Below are 19,603 nucleotides of genomic sequence, written 5' to 3' on the forward strand. Positions count from 1 at the left end.
GGTGCGTTGGTTTCCGGTGTTTTTTGAATCGATTGCAAATCGATTCTCCCGGTGCGTTGGTTGCGGTGTCGCTGTTCATCCCGTCATTGCGAGGAGGCACGACGAAGCCATCTGTTGCTCTATGTAGAGAATATTTAAACGCAAAGACGCAAAGTTTCAAAGAGTTGAACGCGAAGACGCTAGGGCGCTAAGGGTTGTGTTGGCGTTCTCTGTGAAACTCTGTGGGAAACTCCGTGTCCTCTGTGGTTAAATCTTTGAACGCAAAGACGCAAATAGTTAAACGCGAAGACGCTAAGGCGCTAAGTTTAAAAATTCCAAAGGTTTTTGCGATGGTATGGCCGTTGTTTCTATCGCTATCGAAGCTCTGCGGGGCAGTCTAACGACTCATTACTCTTGACTCATGACTCATGACTCAAGTCTCCCGACTTGCCGCTTCTTCTTCTTCTCTATCGCTCTCCTCTTCTCCGGTCCTTCACGGGCTAGAGTTCGAGGCTGAGTCCCAGTTTAATGTTGCGGGCCGATAATTCGCCCCAAAGAAACCAGCGTTTGGCGATTCGGTAGCGTGCTCCCAGATGGGCGTTGGCCAGCAGATCGAGTTCATCGCGTTTCTTGCCACCCGCGCCAAAGTAAAGGTCGCCCGACGCACCCAGGTAAACATCCCAGTGGCTGTTGCTGCGCACCGAGCCCGGCGTGGTGAGATGATAGGCCAGCCGCACACCAACTGACGTGGTTCTCACGGTTCGGTCGTTCTTGTCACTATAGTAAAAATCAGATTGTACTCCGGCGGATAGATGGTCATTCAGCATGAAATCCAATGCTCCGTTGAATCCGAGAACGCTGGGGTAGTTGAAGTGCTCGCCCAGTCCTCCCGATAAATAAACGGCGCCCGGGAGATCGCTGCTCCACAGCTGGTGGCCGGGTGTTTTCGAGTATTTGACGATTGCTGATTCGGAAACTTCGGTTGTCGGCTTGTTGTTGGCTGTTTCTTCGGCAAACAGTTGAGGGCCGGAGAACAGGCAAAAAGTAAAAAGGCTTAAGCTCGTGAAGAATTTCTTCTTCGGGAGTGGGTAATTTATCATGGGGTGAAAAAATTTGAGAATTCCCGCTGTGTTGTTTAAGGGAATGGATTCGTACTTTATTTAAACGTTTTGCTGACTGTCGGGTGGAAGCAACTCGATTTGGTTGGCGCCCAGTTCCGCGTGAATGACACAGCCCAGTGCCCGAACGCGCATGAGGATGCGTTTTTTTCCGCGAAGCTCGACAATCTCTCCAATCGCGTCCAGAAACGGCCCCTCGCAAACGCGAACCAGCTGCCCTTTCTGCACATACTCGTTGGTAACTTCAACATGCCGGCCTCCATCGCGAAGGAAAATTTTCAGATCGTCGATCTGGTATTCGGGAATAACTGCCGGCTTTTGGTCGAACGAAACAAATTTAATGACTCCGGGCACAACGAGCACATCGTAGTAGAAACGGATGTCGATATAAACAAACAGGTAGCCCCGGATCAGCGGCTCTTCCACTTCTTTCTTGCGGTCGCTCCATTGGCGGACTTCCTTTCGCAGCGGCAAATAGCATTCGATCTCTTTTTGCTCAAGGGCTGCCAGAACCTTCCGTTCGAAGCGCGCCTTGACATAGACCGCAAACCACTGCAAATTCTTTTTCACGTTTCGTTTATTTTTGTTGCTCTTCACGGGCAGGGGCTTGTTCTGGAGCCGGACGGGCTCCTCCCCGTGTCCGTAGTACAAAAGTAGGTAAAAAGTAAGTAAGAAGCTGGTTTTCGCGTGTCGGAATTCGGGCAATACTTCCTGCATTGCTGTGTTCGGACTGCCTTCGGAGTGCGTTCGGTGTCCCTTCGGTGTTCGTTCGGTCACCCAACGGTTAATGATCAGGTGTTAGTTGCTTGTTGAAGGGGCCGGTGATTAGTTTCGTTGTTAAAGATCTTTGGCCTCCCCGGTCGCAGTTGAAAAGCTTTTCGTTCGTTACGCCTGCTGTTCTCTAATGCCGAAAAAAAGGGCTTCGTGTCTTGGTGTTTCTCCTGTCCGTTTCTTACTTCAACCCTCGCGTTTTGGATCGTAAATGAAGCGGTTTGGCAGGGCTACGCCATCTCAGTCACAGTCGTCGACTACTGGTGAAAACAATCTAACAAACCTTTGCCTGCTTGAAAAGAACCGTGAATGACGGCAACAAAACTACGTGAAAGTATCAAAATGAATGTTAACACAATGAAAACTTGCATGAATGCTTGTGTTTTTAGTGTCAAAAGGTGCATTTCACTTCACGAATGGCGCTTTTTATGTCCTTTTTCGTGTTTTCGGAAACGTGAACGCGTTTGGGCTAAATCACAGAGCCATTCATTCGTTTTTATTCATTGCCAGAGCGTCGTTCATCCGTGAGTTAGTTGCTTTTAATTGTTAGATGCAACTCACCGATGGCTGAATCGTTCTTTCATTTCGTGTTCATGTTTGGAGCAACAGCTCGTTTCGGCTACAACCTGATCATGCTGCTGTTCGTACATCCAATCATTTTGCCAGCTTCCAAAACGGAAATTGTTGGGGTGAACCAAAACGCAAGCAAGTCGCGAGGGGTGGGGCAAATCGCTTGTCGTCTGGTGATTCGGCCCTAGCATTCGTTGGTTGAACGAAATGCCTGAACTTTATCAGCTGCTAATTTATTTATTTTTTCAAAAAAAGTGAACGAGGTATCTGGCGAATGGTGTCCGGATATAGGTTTGGTCGCTTCCTGGGCTTATCGCTGGATCGTGCAAGGGTGTAATTTAGATTCAATAAAAATAACCATGCCTGATTTTAACTTTTGATCCGAATGAACTGTCCGATAGAACAAAGGGGGGATGGCCGGTTTCCGCATAGAACGTGGGACTGTCCGGTTGTTGCCTGACTGTCTGATCCCGATCATTTCAGATCCGGACTAAAACGAGAAACGTTGGCTCGGTTCTATGGCATGAACGTAAACGATATCAGCTATTTAAAAAATATTACCTTTGTCGCATGTTAGCCTGGCAGGACGATAATAAGAGTGGAATCTGTTTTGATTGTCGGGTTAAGAGGATCTAAAATTGCATTGATTTTTTGGCGCTGAGAATTCAGGAAATCCTGCATTGCACTATTCGAAAAAGGGACGGGAAGGGCGCTCGCTTCGGGGAGAGCCTCCATTTTGGAAATGTAAGGTTGAATATTGTAAAGAGGAAAATTTATGTGCGTAAGCGAAAACTTAAAGAGAAGGAAAAGCTCGATCGGGCTTGTGTGTGTGTTCTTGATTTTGTTGATAAATCTTATTTTTAATGGTCGGTCGACCAGTGCGGTTGGTATCCCGGAGATGGAACAGCCGGGGACAGCTTCGTTAGTTTTGGAGGCTGATACTGTTCAAAGTAGCGTAATCACAGTAGGTACATCGTCGTGGAGTAGTCTGGCAGAGCAAGACGCTTTTATTCAGTCGTCGTTGGAGGCGGTTGATGCGGACTTGGTTTTTGCCGGTTATTGCCGGCTTGGCGATCAAACACCTGAACCCGCGAATAAACAGGCTTATCTGGCGCTTGATGCGGGAACAATCTTTGGAAATGAAGTGGAGGAGTTACAGTTCCTGGTGGGCAATGGAACCGGTTTCGATGTGCTCGAAGTGGCGGAAGTTGCGACAGCTGTCATCACCATTCCATCGGTGCTGAGCAGTCAGCTGCTGACCTCCGAAATTGACTACAAAGCGGAGGAATCTGGAATTGCCGAAACATCCGGTACAACAACTGCTTTTTCGTATTCGGTGATCCCCGGACAAGAACGGGATTCGTTAACGGTGGTGCAGGGAGGAGATGCTGACTATTCGGTGTTGAGTTCCGGAACAACAGCTCTGTTGTCGGTTGCCTACGAGAAAGGCGACGAGGCCGATGATGCCAATGCCAGCAAACTCACCGTGTTGAACCAACGTGCCGGCAACAATGTGAAAGTAGTGAGCCAGTCGTATGTGGAGCCCGAACCGGAGGTAGTGCCCGAAGGGTTCGACTTTGGAATGGAGGGGACGTACTTTGTGAGTTCTTCAACAGGCAGCGATAGCAACGACGGTTTATCGGCTGACCGACCCAAAAAGACGTTGGCAGCAGTGACCGCGTTAAACCCAAAAGCCGGACAGAAAGTGGCGCTAAAGGCAAGCGACGCATTCGAAGAAACGCTGACAGTCCCAACCAGTGGTAGTGCCGGGAACCCAATCGTTTACGGTGCATACGGTATCGGCGAAAAACCGGTGATCTCGGGAACTGCTAAGGTAACCGGCTGGGAAAAGTATAGCGGGAATATCTATCGCACTAAGGTAAGTTCTGCTGTAACTCAGCTGTTTGTTGACGGAGAGTTTTTGTTGGTATCACGCTATCCGCAAAATGGGTATTATAGCGTAACTTCCGGGAATGGGAGACAAAGTTTCACGTCAAATGACATCTCCACATCAATTAACTATGCTGGGTCGATGGTTTATCATAAACCCAATGATTGGACACTTAAATCGGCACTTGTATCAAGTTCGTCAGGCAATACGGTAACTGCTGACTTGGGCTCTTATAGTTATAAGGCAAACTATGGTGTTTTCTTTGTCAACAATCTTGACTTTATGACATACAGCGGAAGTTGGTGTTATGATTCAAGTAACAACTACATCTACCTATGGATGCCTGATTCATCGAATCCATCAAATCATTCAATCGAAGTTTCTGTTCGGAAGTGTATTGATCTATCATCCAGATCCTATGTGACGATTGAAAACCTGAATGTTCAAAAATCTAATTCAATTGGGATTTATCAAGCGGATAATACAGGATCAAACATTACAATAAACAATTGTGTTGTAAATTATTCCTGCGACCACGGAATTTATCTAGGAGTAAACTCCGACTATGCCACAATATCAGATTGTCAAATAAATTATTGCGGGAGGGACGGAGTATATACGGATCAATCTGATTATGTTACGGTAACAAGAAACACAATAGTTAGTTGCGGGATGATAGACTATATGGGAATGTGTTTTACAAAACAACAAGAGGGATCTGGTATCAAGGTAAGAGGCGCTGCTTCCGGAACATCTTTAATAGCTTATAATAAGATTACGAACTCAGGCTCGAATGGTATTATGGGAAGCGGTACTGTTGAGTATAACTATCTGGATGGTGCTTGTTTGACTATAGATGATGGTGGCGGGTTCTATGCAAGTGGAAACAATTCTATTGTAAGATACAATATCATTAAAAATGTTTTGGGGACTGAGGAGGGTGAGCCAGCAGGACGTGGAACAGCTGCATACGGCATCTATTTTGATGACAACGTTAGTGGTTCTGTAGCTACTAATAACGTTATTCACAAATGCGGACATGGTGGAATCTATCTGCATAACACAACGAATTGTTCAGCTACAAATAATCTTGTTTTTGATGCACAAAGCTCAATTTTAGTAAGATCATCTAGTAATTCTGGAAATCAAGTCACAGGAAATACTATTGTTAAGACATACGAACAAAGTATAGCAGAGGGAGGCCCACGACTATTAGAGTTTCAGTTGTCATCAACAATATCAGCTTGTGACAACAATATATTCTACAGTGAAGGCTACGTTGCTTCTTTTAGTGATAATAATGGGGCAACCAGAGATATTGCCTTATGGACTAGTAGAAATGGTTTTGATTCAAACTCAGAATATTACCGAACCAATATTGGAACACCGGAATTGTACTACAATGAGACGGATTCAGAGATATTTGTACCCCTAAATGGCGTTTATTATGATGTGGATGGGGCGTTAGTTTCAAGTTTCAAATTGCGTCCTTTTACAGGAAGGGCTGTAATAAAAGCTAATTGATCCCTCGCAGACAGGCGATAGTGGCCACAACGGACCATAAATCAAAGGGTCGAGTCACTGCGGCGGATAGTGATCGTAAAAAGGAATGGTTAACAAGTGACAGTCGTGGACTATTGTAATTTTACTTAAGGCTCAGGAGAGGGGGGCTTTGCAGTTTAAAGTTTGCATATTTCTGTGTTTCCATACTTGTGGAAAAAAGACCCTTAGGTGATTGGTTATATAATGGAAGCAGGCATTGATGATGCCATTGTGACGTTTTTCGTATACGAAAAATTCTTCTGGATTATGTCCCAATGGCGAGCGGAAAGCTTTCCATCTTTTTGAGAATGGTTCGTCGGGGTCACACCAAGTAGAAAGGGATTCATGTTCGTCACATTCACCAAGAATATTTGGTGCAATGATTGATTGAACAGCAAACTTTGCAGCTCGGCGACCATAATCGAAATCCCCCAGGGCATGTCTGAAGTAAGGATCATTCATGCCCACTTTCAAGAATACAAATCGCGGGATGAGCACGATATTGCCGTTAAAGAAATCACATTTAAGGGGGGAGGCTTGTGGACTGATCAGCTTGCCTCGAGAATCTCGTCCACCATAGGTGATTATCGCAGGATTAGAAGTTGCGCAGGTTGAACCAACGATAATCTTCTCATCATCAAATTGGCTGGATGTTGAGAGCAATACGTTTAATGACGATTTAAAAAATACTGTGTCGTCATTGATCCAAAGGTAGTAGTCATAGTCTTTCTCGTTGGAGGCTTCCATCCATGCTGTGTGCATGCCTCTGTTCCAAAAGAGATTGCCTGAGCCACAGATAATCCGAGTGTCCGGATATCTTTCGGATACTGCTTCCGAGGTACCATCGGTACTATTGTCGTCGACCATATAAATATCTATTGCTTGCGGTTCATCGGAAGGCTGCAGGTTATTAAGCGAATTAAGGCACGAGAGCGTTTTAATTTTTCGGTTGTATACAGTTAATAGGATTGCAATTGTTTTCATATTCTGGAGGCAAATATTATAGGTGATAGGTGATCAAAACACGAATGTTTATGAAGTAACATAAACGATCATAGTACTGTGTAGATAAAGGGTTTTAAAATAGGAGTCATTAAATTTTCAGGTTCAGTCGTCCGCCTGAATGAATATAGATAGTTCATGTTGTCATTTTCCCGTCGGGGCTCAGGTGCTTTGTTGCATTTCTGTTTTTGATAGGCTTCGCTGAGAGCGAATGGATTTATGGCCTTTTTTCAGAAGAAATGTGTTTCTGTTCAAGACGATAGGTGATTTGAAATTGGTTAATATCCAAAGTTTGAAGTGGAGATTAGTCATGTTGCGAAATTTTTCTGAGTATCCAATTCCTATTAGCATCCATAGTGAAACGTTCATTATATCCATCCGGTTAAAGTCTTCAACCCATCCATAAGCAAAGCGGAATGCAATAAATATTCCGATGATCTTCATGTAAATATTTCGGGATCGATAGACTGCAAGGAAAGACGATTGAAAGTAAATGATGCAATACAAAAGCATCCCTGTAATTCCCAGCCAAGTGAATACGTTTGGGAAGCAAACTTCATTCTTGTGACGTTCATATTTGCCTGTTCCCAGATCTTCAGCGAATTCTCGACCAAACCATGCCGAGTCATTTCCCCTGGCAGGACTCCGTCCAAACAACACGTATTGGTTTCTCAGGGCAGACCCAATTACTTCTTCATAGATGAATGTCCGTGTGTCTCCGGCGATATCTTCTTCCACCATTTTCCCATTGACCATTCTTTTTTCTACGTATTTCCCTTGGTTTGAAGATAGGTCTTCAAATATGTTAAAGGTTCCTGAAATTCCCAGAAAAAGAAGAACAATAGGGAATATGAATAAAAAAGTGTGACCAATTTTAAATAAATTAAGTGGTATAGATCTTCGGAAATATACAGCGGAGCTTAGTAAGAGGACGACAAATGTTTTTATAACCTGACTTCTTGCCCCTAAATCAACAAAAAGCATTAAGGCCATTAAAGCTATAAAAACGATCTGCCATTGTTTTCTCATAAGAGGTACAAACATTCCAAGTACGAATATAGGGCCTAAATAAAAGTGGTAGGCCACGGTTGTTAAGCTCCAAATAAAAATTAGTACAAACGGTATTAACGCAAATTTGAGCCAAAACCTTAAAGTCCGTCCTACTACAACAGGAGAGTAGAAAGGATAGACAAGTAAGGGCAGTGATAATGAAAAAATCCCATCAAACAACTGTTTAAATTCCCAATAGTTTTCGGCAATAAAAGCACCTCTGATTGATCCAATCAGGGCCGTTAGTAAGAAGAGTTTGACTACAATGTAGTTATTCCTATTTTTCGGATAAAATATAATTTGGTAGTACCAGATTGCTGTTACCAAAATCAAAAGACTTATCAGCCAATAGAAGGCAGTATTCATGACTTGTATTCTGTTCCATTGATTTACCGAGATAAAGGTCAGGATTAATACAAGAGCAGGAAAAATGTGGTGTTTATTGAAATTCACGTGTTACGGGTTTGAGTATGAAGAAGGCGATTCATGAGATGAGTTGGCTGCTATTTCTTATGGGAGTCTATATTTGAATACAGGTCAATGTGTTGGTTGCAGATCGTTACCTCGGAGTATTTTTGAAAAATCAATTCAAACCCTTTTTCAGCAAGAGACTGTGCTTCTTTCGGATTTAAGTAGAGGAACTCTATTGCTTGATAGATTTCTTCCCATTTCGAGACATCGCACAGTAATCCCAATCGTCCATTATCCAGAACGTAGGGGATCGCTCCTGAGTTTTTACCCGCAATAACAGGAACTTTTCTCGATAAACTTTCCAAGAGCGTATTTCCGAAGGTTTCCTCCAATGAAGGAGTAACAAATAGCCTAGCCCGATCGATAAAGTCAATTAAATCTTTATGGTTGACTTTCCCATGTAAGCTTACATTTTTTAAAAGGTTTTCTTGTTTCCATGGTTTCAAATCGCGAGATGAATCATAAAACGGAGGGCCTATTAGATTTAAATGCGCTTTCGGATATTTATGTGCAATTTTTTGAAAAGCGTACAACAGTGTTTTAATGTTTTTCCGTTTGTCATTGGACGATGATATGCATAGGATTTCCAAATTTTCAGGGTATTCAGGTGAGCCCATTCTCATGAAATCGTCTTTAATTGAGTTAGGAATAACTGGCACTTCCCTCTTATATTTCTTTTTAATCAACGATGCAGTATATTGTGAATTCGCGATAAAATTAATTTTACGATTGCTAAACACCTGTTTATTCATGATGTAGTTAACGCTCCATGTAATCTTGTTTTTTAAAGACTCCATTTTCCAAATGATAGAAGTCCAGTCTCTTACAGTGCAGAATACAGGTATTTTATCAGTAAAGCCGGAAGCGGCATAAGCGTAACAATATGTCCATTGTGCGTGAAGTACGTCCAGTCCGCTTAAATTATTTGCTAAAACTGGTTTTAGCCTAGTTGCATTTGAGTAATGTCCCCAGATGTATTTCCCAGGGTATGTATCGTAATTTTTTACTCCAAATATTTCAATGTTTTTTTCTTTCAGGACAAAGTTTTCAGAAGTGCTTAATGTAAATAACCTCACAAAATGACCTGATTTAAGAAACGATATAATTAAGGTGTTAACTGCTGGTGCCGAATTCTCGAAATTATTCTCGGAAATAATTCTTTTATCTATCTCGTTGGAGAAAAATGGTAGAAATGTTCGAATATCCGAAGGTGCTGCAATTCCTATGTTCATGTATTGAGTGTCTTTATGGGTATGATTGTTTCGGTTGAATAATAAACCGATGAGACTATTGCATTGATTTAACTGAATTCGAGATTCAGCTTTTCGACTAAAGTGTTTGGATACGACAAACCCCCAATTGGTTCTACTTTTACTCTATTTGTACTCGCCTGCAGGCGAGTAGTTTGTTTTGTGCTTGCAAGTATGCTAAATTTGATAGAGAGCTATTTTATACCATGCACGTCACCAATAGCAAGCTCCTTCTACTTGCTCTGCAGTAGAAGGTTTTTCTTTTTCATTCGGTTTAATCCAATGTTCGTTCATGAGTCTCGCATAATTGTAGGTCGAATTGTAATTAGGGTCTTCCCATCTGGCTCCTTTTATACCAAATAAAAGTTGAAGGCTCCCTCCCAAATGGAAAGCTTTTTTGCCATTTCTTTTCACGTGTGCGGCCAACGGGAACCCATATGCACCGCATCCTAATAAACAGATATCGTAGTCGACACTATCGATCGCATTTTTCATGAAATCAAGGGCTTCAAACCAATCATTAAAATGTCCACATTTTCCGCCAATACTTTGTACTGCGGGAATAACAATTAGATTGAAATTTGGTAGAATACCATTTGGAAAAATTTTGTCTTTAATCTTATATTGTTGTTTTATGGATTCCGCAAACGGATGAACGACAAGGACATTTTTGCTTTCTAATGCATGTGTCCATGGTCGATCTGCGAAAAAAGGATTCATTGGCTCTCGTTGGACCTTGATATGATTTTTAGGCAAGGTCGTTATTAATCTCTCATCTGATTGCCAGCTGCCTAAGATATCAACAAATTTACTGTCCTCTATCATTAGTTCTCCGAACTGTTCGAGTAGTTTTTCAGTCGGGGGAAAGAAGCCGCTCCATTGCTGCATTTGGTTTAAAATGTTTTTGTTCCACCACCATTCTGGAGTTTCTCCTCGGATAAACTTGAGTATATCTTTGTTTTTTTGTTTTACTCCAAGATAGTTTAAAACAGCACTTAGTTCAGTAGATCCATATCTGGCAATCATACAAGGCTTGTCTTGCATAAAAGCATTGTAGATAATGTTTGCTATGGCGTTCGGATTCGTTTCACACTTAGGTTTCTCTTTTTGCTTACGGCCAAATACAGTAATATTGACTTTTCTAAGAGCCTTGAGTATAAAAATCGTTGTCTCATTCATACTGAAAATATTATAATGGATTGGAAAGAAAAAAAAATAAGTGAAAGAGTATTGAGTAGTATATTGATACGTTTAGCGCTGGCATGTGGCTACAGGTAGTTTGATTGAGACTTGAACAGATAGAGTCTGTTTAGTTAAATTTGGCTTTATAGATTTTCACGATTTGTTGGGGCATTGAGAAGTTGTGTGTCCGCTTTAACTTTTATTAGGTCTAGTTGGTGCCGAATTATCTTAGGAATTTTATTAAGCCTATATTTCACTCGGTTCTTAAATGGTTTTTGGGGAGCGTCTGAAACAAACCCTCGTATGCCATAGTCTATTTCTATCGAATGTCGGTCGAATAGTTCAACAATTGGGTCGTACCATCTCCCTTGAACAATACCAGTAAATATATAAGGTATGATTTCAAATTGGTCAATTTTCACAAATTCTCGGCTAACAGCGTAATAGTTTTTTTTCATTATGGCTGACCTAGCTGATCCAAATTCTTCAAATTCCCACGCATTTTCATAGTCGCGTAGTAAGGCTACTAACTCTGTTTTTCGCCAAAGGGCAGCTTGGCATGACACTCGATAGCGTTGATGAAGTTTTACTTTATTTAAGTTTTTGAATTCCGATTTTCCATCACTACTAACTGACTGATCGGTGAGATGGATGCATTTGATTTTTGTGTTTTCATGCATGAGGTTAACATAGTAGTCAACCAAGCTGTTTTTAACCTTATCTTTCAGAAAGTAATCTTCCTGCATATATAGGACGATGTCATCTTCTATTGACTCTAGAGCCCATTTTAAACATTGGCTCCATGTTGCTCTTTTTGTTTTGGGGATGTTGTTTTTATGACAACCTTTTACAGTGCGAATATTTAATCCTGTAAAGGAGTAGTTTTTGTACTCTGTGTTAAGATAAAGTTTTCCGTTACAATCTGGCCAATAGATAGACCATAACTTGAAGAAAGGATTCCAACAGTCTTCAAACTTATCGCATGTATTGATTAAAACTGTGTAACTCATTAGCGTTTTGATAATAATTTTTTGAACCTGATTAGTGCTTGCTGGCCGATCAAGACTTCAATAAATACCCTAATTTTCCGTGTAAGCTTATTTTCATGAATAAAGCCCCTTAATAGCGGTGGAGCGGATAATACTTTACACCAAGCAACTCCATCACCTTTATCACGGAGAGCCAAAATTGGATAACGGAAATAGTATTTTGTATTTTCTTGGCCATGTTCTAGGGCTGAAAAATTGTATTTTTTAGCAAGTAGGGAAAATAAACTCTGGTCATGGCGATGCTCAATAAATTCAGGAAAATTTGAAGACTTCGATGGCGAATCATCAATGAGGTTGAAATTGTTCCTTATGGCATTGAGCCATTCGAAAAGTATTTTCTCGGAAGTGTTTGTTTTTTTTACAATAAATGATCCTGCCCAAAATTGAGGGGTATTTGTAATATTGGGTTTGTTCCGGAAATTGAAATAATCAAAAGTGTCGCCTTTTGTCCATCTCTTTTCTGGGAATCCAAGCATTTTAAAAGCTAAGAAATCTGAAGTGTCATTATTTGCCAGATCAAAATATTGGCTTAATCGTTCTCTGCCTTCAGCATTTAAATGGCATCCAATGTCGGAGTATTGGATGATATCTCCGTATTCCATTTTGGAAAATGACTGAATTAGTATTTGGGGTTTCCAAGACCAATAGCCATATCCTCTTAGAGGTAATTGTTGGCTGAATTCATCAATGAATTCTTGGTCCAACAACGTTTCATTGTAGATATGAATTTGGTCATAAAACTTCATGTCTAAAGCTTGGCGCTTGAATCTTTCCACTGGGAAGGCCATTCGACCATCAGCGAACGCACAGAGGAGCTTTCTATACATACACTTTCTTTTTACAAGGATTGAAAAGTCGGAGCTTTGATGTAATAGATTTAAAAAGATGGATCGCCATTGTTTTTTCTTCTTTATCAAATCCGACCGTCCATAAGCATACTGCAAAAGTAACGGTAGAAGACATAAAGACACAGATTAATCTTGCTGTACTATTACGTATGAAAAATTCAGGTATATATGAAAACAGAAGCATCATGAATAACACGAATAGAGGTCGGTAGACTATTTTTCTAAGAAAAATAAGTACCGGAAAGTTGTAATTCTTCTTTGCAAAGACTAGTGTGACAATAGAAGTTGCTACTGTATGGATACCTAATACGATGTATGAGAAATACACTGGATAACCCGATGTAAATAGAATATAGATAGCTAGTAATGGAACAAAGTTTAGTATCGATGTAACAATTTTGTATTTCTTAATGTCGCCATGGGCAGAAAGAGAAGACGAAACAGGCAAAACAGAATATCCAATGATTGTATTTATCATCAATAAGCGGCAGAATAGAGTTGCAAATAATGGAACATCTTTTAACCACAGTTTTAAAATGAATGGCATCTCAATCCATATCGGTACAAATATAAAAAGCATCAGCAGTAATGAGATCTTACTTCCTAATATCGTAGCTCTAACCATTCCATCTCTATTCCCAGCTCCCTCATTTTTTGCAATAACAGGATTTATTGCTTTCATCATTGTGGTGGTAAGAGCGTTTAGTTGGCCTGTGATTTGATTAGCAATACCCTGAGCCGTATTCGCAATTACTCCAAAAAAGTTATTAATTATAATTCCTTGCCCATAGTTTAAAAGCATATTACTTGCAGCTCCGAGTAAATTCCAACTTGCGAATGAAGTCATCTCTTTCATCAACCCATTCTGCCAATAGGTTTTCGGATCGATGACGCATTCGCTATATTTCCGGTGGCAGTAGACACGCATTGCGGTAAGGACAATTAGCGGAATTCCAGCCATGAGCATACCATACAACACGAGTTTGTCGCCTGCATACTGTACTATGATTAGAGCCACTCCTAAGTTTAATAGCGATTGAATTACGCCAACTATTGAATAGTATAGCATGTTCTCGTGTGCGTTCAGAACAGCCTCGTAAGGCACACTTATGACAGTGAAAAGTGTGCTGATGATTAAGGAGGCGTATATAACTTTTGCTGCGTATATACGTTCGTTAGGGATGTTGAGCACACCGTTAAAGAAAACGTATCCTGCTGTAACCAAAATCGCCCCTATTATCAAGGCGATTAAAAAGTGTAACGCCATACTTACATTAAAGATTTGTTTTTGCTTTAGTATGTCTCCATTCCCTTCGTAAAAAGACATAAAGCGCTGTGTAGCGCTCGACATGGCGGCATGTAGGAAGCCTAGCATCGCAATAGCTCCTCCCACTACGTTGAAAATTCCAAAATCTGAGGCTCCAAGTGCGTTTAAGACTAAACGAGTTGTATACAGCGATATAAACATGGTGATCCCCATTTTGGCATAGAGAAAACCAGTGTTCTTGATGACACGATTAGCAACGCTCATAAATTAGAATGGTGGAATATCTTTATCGACCTCTGTTAATCGGAGGCGAAAACTTTAGAGAAATAATTTGTTGGGTCTTTACGGCTTCGCCGATTCGGTTACATGATGACCGAAGCTTTGATGGGGAATATTTCAGCTAGAAATGGTTTTAACCGCACGTTTGATATTTGTAAATATACGGTAATCGAACTGGAAAAGCGATAATTAAAATGAAAAATAACGCATTTTTTGCGAAAAAAGCGGTAACCGAGTGGTGAATTTATTTGGTATTTTACTGAAAAACAGATAAAAAGGTGCAATGTTATTTTTGTTGTTTAAATTCATCCATAAAGGAAGTTTTTACACAGCGGAACCCGATATATGACTTTGCTGAGTCTTGGTACTCGTAACTACGGGTACCATTGCGCAGGAAATAGCCAATATCTTTCCACGATCCGCCGCGGATCACTTTTCGTTTCATGATTGGTGAATCATCAGGGCGAGCGTTGTATTGGACATTGGGGTTAAAATCGCCCATAAATTCGTAGCTCGATTCGTGAAAGGCCGTACTGGTCCATTCGGCGACGTTGCCAGCCATATCAAAAAGGCGTTTGTTATTTGGCGAGTAGCTGCCAACAGGCATTGTGGTCGCTGACTGGTTACTATCCGCTACATAATTTCCCCTTCTGGGTTTAAAGTTCGCGACGAAACAACCCATTTGGTTCCGGATGTAGTAGCCCCCCCAAGGGTAAAGGGTTCTCTCTTCACCACCACGGGCTGCGTACTCCCATTCAACTTCTGTCGGTAGTCGGTAGTCGAAAACATCTACGCTATTCATTTGGCGTTGGTAATCGTTGTAAAGTTTGGTTCTCCAATTGCAGAATGCCTCGGCTTGTTTCCAGGTTACTCCAACAAGCGGATAGTCATCGAATCCAACGTGCCAAAAATATTTTTGAGTCATCGGGTCGTTATACGAGTATGTAAAATCGCGCACCCAGCATAAGGTGTCGGGGTAAACAGGCGTGGACTCTCGAAAAACAAATGACTTTCGGTTTTGAATTGGGCTGACGTTGCCGTCAATATCGGTTACTGTTCCCTCATAGGATTGAGTCTCGAAATTGTATTTATTCTGACTTTTTGCTGCCTGTTTGTAATCGACCCATTCGTAGTTGAAGATTAGTTTCCGGCTGTCGATTGCCCGTTCATAGAAAACTCTGTTGTCAGCATCAAGATATAGCACCTGCAGAGCTTCCTTAAAATCCGGATTATCCCATTCAATCGGATCTTCCCAGTTTAATCGAGGGTGTCGCAGCGGTTCACCATATTCGTTTTCAGTCCGCATGAATTCCGGAAATTGTTCGGCCAGCAGGTTGCGCGCAATTGAATCGCGAACCCAATAGACAAACTGGCGATACTCGTTATTGGTAATCTCAGTTTCATCCATCCAGAAAGCATCTACCGAAACGCGTTTGGCGGGAGTCGCTTCCTGTTGAATTTCATCGTCGGGACCAATGACTACTGATCCACGATCAATATACGACATACCAAACGGAGCAGGCTCGAAATACGGCTTAACCTGATCGGTGGATGCGTATTGAGCCAGTTCGTTTTTGTCGCAGGCACTAACTATTGCGAGAATGCAAAATATGGAAATGTAACGATGTACTTTCATGGTGTAACCTGCACATGCAGTTTGAAGACGGTGCTGTCAGGATGTTATTGTTTATTTTCGCACAAAAGCCTTCTGAGGAATTTTCTCATAAGGCTTTTGTTGATTGGGAATAGGATTAATATTCCCAAAGATCTTGTTCGTAGTTGAAGATTTCTTGCTCTACCTTTTTCGATTCAAGCATTGCTTCTCTTCCGGAAAGGTATTGGCTGATTGCCCGGTCGTTATATACGTTACTTTCCTTGACGACATAACTGTTGAAGCGGCGTTTGATAAATAGGTCGTCGAAAGACATTGTATGTGTCGTGCTGCGGGTGTTCAGAACAGCGCTTGAAGCCAACAACTCACGGGCTTCGGGATAGTAGATCCAAAACACCTGCCGACGTTGTACATTTTCGCGGTTGATATCCTCGTCACGATAATATTCCTGAATCGGGCAGATTCCAATAATTCGGACATTCATAGTTGAAGTCTGTTTGTCGAAGAACCACTCTTCTTTTACCATGATCTGCTTCACTTCTTCGCCACGAACTTCTCCGGCAATCACCCGATCCTCAAATTCTCCGGTTTCAAGATTTCGAACGCGGCGTGTGCGAGTTGTAGCCCCAAAAGCTTCTTTCACCTGCTCAAATGTGAGAGGTATTTTGAATTCATCATCTGTACGGGCATCATAGGCAGTCAGCAGACCGTCTTCAATCGCTTTTAGCATAAGATTGGTTAAGCTGTTCCGTCCGTTTGTTTCTACGGTAGGGAAGTAAAGAGTTTGGTTCATCTTCTCACGCAAATCAATGATGCGCCATATCTTTTTCGACCACATGACATCAGCTTCGCGAACATACGGAAACTGCATGGGTTTCTTTTTGCTGATATCGACCCGTTGAAATGCCCCGTCTACAATTTGTGCCTGCGAAGCTGTGCCAGAGAAGCATAACGCACAAATTATCAATCCGATTGCTACTGTTAGCTTTTTCATTTCTTTCAATTTATAATTTCATTTCCCGTACAACGGGGGAACTTCAATGGCTTTAGCCCGTGAAGTTTTTCATTTTTTTAATTTGTTGTACCCTGCCGCATCAGCTATGATAGCCGCTTTCGGCAGGGATATTTTCTTATCGAATTTTAAAACTAATCGGTGATAATGCCCGATCTGTTTTGTCGTCACCATGAGCCATAATATTATCGAAATAGATAATACTTCCGGCTTGAAGGTTTGCGAATTGTTTCTTCATTTCTGCAGAGAACATATTTGATTTTGACGACCAGGTATTGTTAAAACCACCGGCTCCGGTTACGGTAACGTCGAATTGGGTAACTTTAAATTTCAAGTCGAAATCGAAGTCGACCAATGCAGCAAAGATACCTTGTTCGGCCATTAAGTCTTCTTTCCGCAGTACTCCTCCGTTTTTCTCAGCAATTTGCGCAACGGGGTCGGGGACTCGTTTCACTCGGAACGTCATTGTGCCCATTCTGCGGGTTTTACCATCAAGAACTGCATCAACGATAACCTGTGTGTTTTTTCCGTTGATATCTTCCTTGGCCGGAAATACATACCTGCCATCGGCTCGTTGTTCAACGGTACCGTTGGTCATGGTCACTTTTAAGTTTTCGGCAGGAACTCCCGGTACGGATACGCTGATCGGATTTGGGATGTTTAAGTAGAAAACGTTCATTTTAGTTGGTGAAATTGTCACGCTTGGCTTGCCAACCTGGTATTCTTGTTCGAAGGGATATTTATTTACACCACCATCGGGATTGATGAAATTAATAACACCTTTCCAGGTATAAGTGCCTTCTTTTGTAGCCGGCACTTCGTAAATCCCTTTACCGCCTTCCAAACGCAGTGTTTGTGACCCAACAATCACTTCAGGTTGTTGAGTTGTATCTTCGGCAGCCAGAAATACCTGCGCCCGATAGACATCACCTTCTAATACATAGGACGATTTTGAGATAACAACAGGCGATAATCTGTTGAATTTAAATGAGCTGGCATCGATCTGACTGTACAGGTAATTCAGCAGGTTAGCTTCGGTATTTTTAATGTCAATTTGAATTTTGCTGAGTAGCGTGATGACCGCAATCATTGGTTTGTGCTCGAAGTTTTGCTCTTCCCAGCTTTTGTTTTCACCACCTTCTCCCATGTTACGTTTAGGGTCGGGGGTCGCCAGTTCCTGATTAATTGATTCGCGGATTGGAGCATCTTCGCCAACCAACTCTATCAGCTCGTTTCGTAAGTTTGCCATTGCACTGCGCAATTCTTCCCCTCTTTTTAAGCGAATCATCAGTTCTGAGGGCACATTCAACTCATCGTCTTTTTTAATGAGAAGAGAGTCTCCCTGGTAGTTTTGCATGTACGATCTGGTCGGATCGTATTCGTAGCCGTTCATATCGCTGATTTTTGAGCCGCCACCCCGAAGTACCAAGTCTTCTTTGATATCAAAGATCAGCTTTTGAACAGAATCTGTTTTACTTCTGACTTCGTCGGCAAGTTGCAACCAGGGGCCAACTTTGTCCTGATTCATTTGGTAGGCAGCCTCAAATGCACTGTATTGCTGGTTACTCTTTTTTTGGAGCGTACCGTAGGTTTGAACAAGGCTCGAGTCAACAACACGGAAAGCATCAAGAACTTCGGCGGCGACATTCATAGCCATCATCGCCAGCAGAACCAGATACATCATGTTGATCATTTTTTGCCTCGCCGTTTCCGGGCAATTCTTTGTTCCCATATCCTGGCGTTTTATTTTTTATAATTCATGGCACCAAGCATATTGCCATAAATTGAATTTAGTGCTTCAAGATGTTTGTTGAGTTCTGCAGCATTTGATTGATATTTCTTCACTTCTTCAACCGAATTTTGAATCGCCTGATTCATTTGATTCATTTCAGCAAAGAATTTCTGCGAAGCCGCCAGTTGCTCATTTGTTCCTTTAAGTTGTGATGCGTATGACGAGTTCAATGCTTCCAGATTGGCATTCAATTTGGTCAGTTTATCAGCGTAAGAGCTCGATTTTTCGTCCAGATCACCAAAGCCTTTTTCGATCGTATTAGCCACCTTGTCATAAGAGCTTACTAGTTTTTTCCCTGAAGTCGACAGAACACTGGTAAATTCCTCGCTTGAGCTTGCGAGTTTACTTAACATCTCGTCGCCCTTAGTGCTTAGCCTTTGCGCTGTGTTTGTGTACGATTCAACCAGAACGTTGACCGACTGGCTGATATTATTATTGGCTTTTCCGTTGATCTCGGCAAATGTATTCATAGACTCAGATGCCGAGTTTAGGTTTTTAACATAGATGTCGGTCGCGAGAGTTGCCGAACTGATGTCGCTGATAGACGATGCTGTGTTGCTTAAATCAGTCAACCCTTTGGATACCTTCGACAGCAGTTCAGGAGAAATATCGGCTTGTGAAAATAATTTGCCGAATTGATCTTCCCGAGTTGTCGTATCATCCTCATCAGCCACATAATCTTCCCGCAATTCAGGATAGACCTTCGACCATTCCGGTAGTTCCATGGGGGGTTCGAACGCGGAAATAAAAAAGATGAAAGCTTCGGTACAAAGACCTAAAACCAAAAGAGGACCTGAGAATGCCCAGTGCTGAAGTTTGAAAAGCGCACCTAACAATACCACAGCAGCACCGATATTATAAACATATCCCGTAAAGGCTTTCCAGCGTTTACTATGTAACATTTCACCAAAACTCATA

The 19,603-nt window shown here is 41.8% G+C and carries 15 protein-coding genes; 2 read left to right on the forward strand and 13 right to left on the reverse strand.

Features of this window, described 5'->3' with window-relative positions; translation table 11 throughout:
- Positions 1-479: 479 nt before the first annotated feature.
- Both ABZD21_RS07025 and ABZD21_RS07030 read right to left on the reverse strand, forming a co-directional pair.
- Positions 480-1,079, reverse strand: a complete 600-nt coding sequence (locus ABZD21_RS07025) for a hypothetical protein (protein ID WP_372773920.1) — start codon at positions 1,077-1,079, stop codon at positions 480-482.
- A 60-nt stretch (positions 1,080-1,139) separates the two neighbouring features.
- Positions 1,140-1,874: a UpxY family transcription antiterminator gene (locus ABZD21_RS07030; RefSeq protein ID WP_372773922.1), complete on the reverse strand. Its 735-nt coding sequence runs from the start codon at positions 1,872-1,874 to the stop codon at positions 1,140-1,142.
- 557 nt (positions 1,875-2,431) lie between these two features.
- On the opposite strand from ABZD21_RS07030, the gene ABZD21_RS07035 reads away from it, so the two are divergent.
- Both ABZD21_RS07035 and ABZD21_RS07040 read left to right on the forward strand, forming a co-directional pair.
- Positions 2,432-2,626 carry a hypothetical protein gene (locus tag ABZD21_RS07035; RefSeq protein ID WP_372773924.1) on the forward strand — a complete coding sequence of 65 codons (195 nt, stop codon included), beginning with the start codon at positions 2,432-2,434 and terminating at the stop codon, positions 2,624-2,626.
- A gap of 656 nt (positions 2,627-3,282) precedes the next feature.
- Positions 3,283-5,853 (forward strand): right-handed parallel beta-helix repeat-containing protein, encoded by a 2,571-nt coding sequence (locus tag ABZD21_RS07040; RefSeq protein ID WP_372773926.1) that lies wholly within the window; start codon positions 3,283-3,285, stop codon positions 5,851-5,853.
- A 132-nt stretch (positions 5,854-5,985) separates the two neighbouring features.
- Here ABZD21_RS07040 and ABZD21_RS07045 read toward each other — a convergent pair whose 3' ends face one another.
- From ABZD21_RS07045 to gldL, 11 genes are all read right to left on the reverse strand, one after another.
- The gene (locus ABZD21_RS07045; RefSeq protein ID WP_372773928.1) at positions 5,986-6,855 is read right to left on the reverse strand and encodes a glycosyltransferase family 2 protein; all 870 of its coding nucleotides are present in this window, start codon (positions 6,853-6,855) and stop codon (positions 5,986-5,988) included.
- A 180-nt stretch (positions 6,856-7,035) separates the two neighbouring features.
- The gene (locus ABZD21_RS07050; RefSeq protein ID WP_372773929.1) at positions 7,036-8,376 is read right to left on the reverse strand and encodes a hypothetical protein; all 1,341 of its coding nucleotides are present in this window, start codon (positions 8,374-8,376) and stop codon (positions 7,036-7,038) included.
- 50 nt (positions 8,377-8,426) lie between these two features.
- Positions 8,427-9,626, reverse strand: coding sequence for a glycosyltransferase family 4 protein (locus tag ABZD21_RS07055; RefSeq protein ID WP_372773930.1), 1,200 nt, complete (start codon positions 9,624-9,626; stop codon positions 8,427-8,429).
- Positions 9,627-9,857: 231 nt separating this feature from the next.
- A complete protein-coding gene (locus ABZD21_RS07060) occupies positions 9,858-10,823 on the reverse strand; it encodes a hypothetical protein (protein WP_372773931.1) in 966 nt (321 codons plus the stop codon).
- 146 nt (positions 10,824-10,969) lie between these two features.
- The gene (locus tag ABZD21_RS07065) at positions 10,970-11,836 is read right to left on the reverse strand and encodes a hypothetical protein (protein ID WP_372773933.1); all 867 of its coding nucleotides are present in this window, start codon (positions 11,834-11,836) and stop codon (positions 10,970-10,972) included.
- Entirely contained in the window at positions 11,836-12,702 is an 867-nt protein-coding gene (locus ABZD21_RS07070; protein WP_372773935.1) for a hypothetical protein, read from the reverse strand. Before ABZD21_RS07070 ends, ABZD21_RS07065 begins: the two co-directional genes overlap by 1 nt.
- Positions 12,695-14,254: a lipopolysaccharide biosynthesis protein gene (locus tag ABZD21_RS07075; protein ID WP_372773937.1), complete on the reverse strand. Its 1,560-nt coding sequence runs from the start codon at positions 14,252-14,254 to the stop codon at positions 12,695-12,697. Before ABZD21_RS07075 ends, ABZD21_RS07070 begins: the two co-directional genes overlap by 8 nt.
- 301 nt (positions 14,255-14,555) lie before the next feature.
- A complete protein-coding gene (locus ABZD21_RS07080) occupies positions 14,556-15,905 on the reverse strand; it encodes an SUMF1/EgtB/PvdO family nonheme iron enzyme (protein WP_372773939.1) in 1,350 nt (449 codons plus the stop codon).
- Positions 15,906-16,020: 115 nt separating this feature from the next.
- Positions 16,021-16,875, reverse strand: coding sequence for a gliding motility protein GldN (gene gldN / locus ABZD21_RS07085; RefSeq protein ID WP_372773940.1), 855 nt, complete (start codon positions 16,873-16,875; stop codon positions 16,021-16,023).
- Between the two features lie 136 nt (positions 16,876-17,011).
- Complete coding sequence (gldM, locus tag ABZD21_RS07090; protein ID WP_372773941.1) at positions 17,012-18,625, reverse strand: gliding motility protein GldM; 1,614 nt, start codon at positions 18,623-18,625, stop codon at positions 17,012-17,014.
- Positions 18,626-18,636: 11 nt separating this feature from the next.
- On the reverse strand, positions 18,637-19,602 hold the full coding sequence (gene gldL / locus ABZD21_RS07095) for a gliding motility protein GldL (RefSeq protein ID WP_372773942.1): 966 nt from the start codon (positions 19,600-19,602) through the stop codon (positions 18,637-18,639).
- Position 19,603 lies beyond the last annotated feature (1 nt).

The organism is Mangrovibacterium sp., assembly GCF_041596335.1.
Lineage (GTDB): Bacteria > Bacteroidota > Bacteroidia > Bacteroidales > Prolixibacteraceae > Mangrovibacterium.

What these genes read in the sequence shown, in the direction of transcription:
- ABZD21_RS07025 (WP_372773920.1), bottom strand. Translation starts at nt 1,079, where the DNA reads ATGATAAATTACCCACTCCCGAAGAAGAAATTCTTCACGAGCTTAAGC.
- ABZD21_RS07035 (WP_372773924.1), top strand. Translation starts at nt 2,432, where the DNA reads ATGGCTGAATCGTTCTTTCATTTCGTGTTCATGTTTGGAGCAACAGCT.
- ABZD21_RS07045 (WP_372773928.1), bottom strand. Translation starts at nt 6,855, where the DNA reads ATGAAAACAATTGCAATCCTATTAACTGTATACAACCGAAAAATTAAA.
- ABZD21_RS07055 (WP_372773930.1), bottom strand. Translation starts at nt 9,626, where the DNA reads ATGAACATAGGAATTGCAGCACCTTCGGATATTCGAACATTTCTACCA.
- ABZD21_RS07060 (WP_372773931.1), bottom strand. Translation starts at nt 10,823, where the DNA reads ATGAATGAGACAACGATTTTTATACTCAAGGCTCTTAGAAAAGTCAAT.
- ABZD21_RS07065 (WP_372773933.1), bottom strand. Translation starts at nt 11,836, where the DNA reads ATGAGTTACACAGTTTTAATCAATACATGCGATAAGTTTGAAGACTGT.
- ABZD21_RS07070 (WP_372773935.1), bottom strand. Translation starts at nt 12,702, where the DNA reads ATGTATAGAAAGCTCCTCTGTGCGTTCGCTGATGGTCGAATGGCCTTC.
- ABZD21_RS07075 (WP_372773937.1), bottom strand. Translation starts at nt 14,254, where the DNA reads ATGAGCGTTGCTAATCGTGTCATCAAGAACACTGGTTTTCTCTATGCC.
- ABZD21_RS07080 (WP_372773939.1), bottom strand. Translation starts at nt 15,905, where the DNA reads ATGAAAGTACATCGTTACATTTCCATATTTTGCATTCTCGCAATAGTT.
- gldN (WP_372773940.1), bottom strand. Translation starts at nt 16,875, where the DNA reads ATGAAAAAGCTAACAGTAGCAATCGGATTGATAATTTGTGCGTTATGC.
- gldM (WP_372773941.1), bottom strand. Translation starts at nt 18,625, where the DNA reads ATGGGAACAAAGAATTGCCCGGAAACGGCGAGGCAAAAAATGATCAAC.
- gldL (WP_372773942.1), bottom strand. Translation starts at nt 19,602, where the DNA reads ATGAGTTTTGGTGAAATGTTACATAGTAAACGCTGGAAAGCCTTTACG.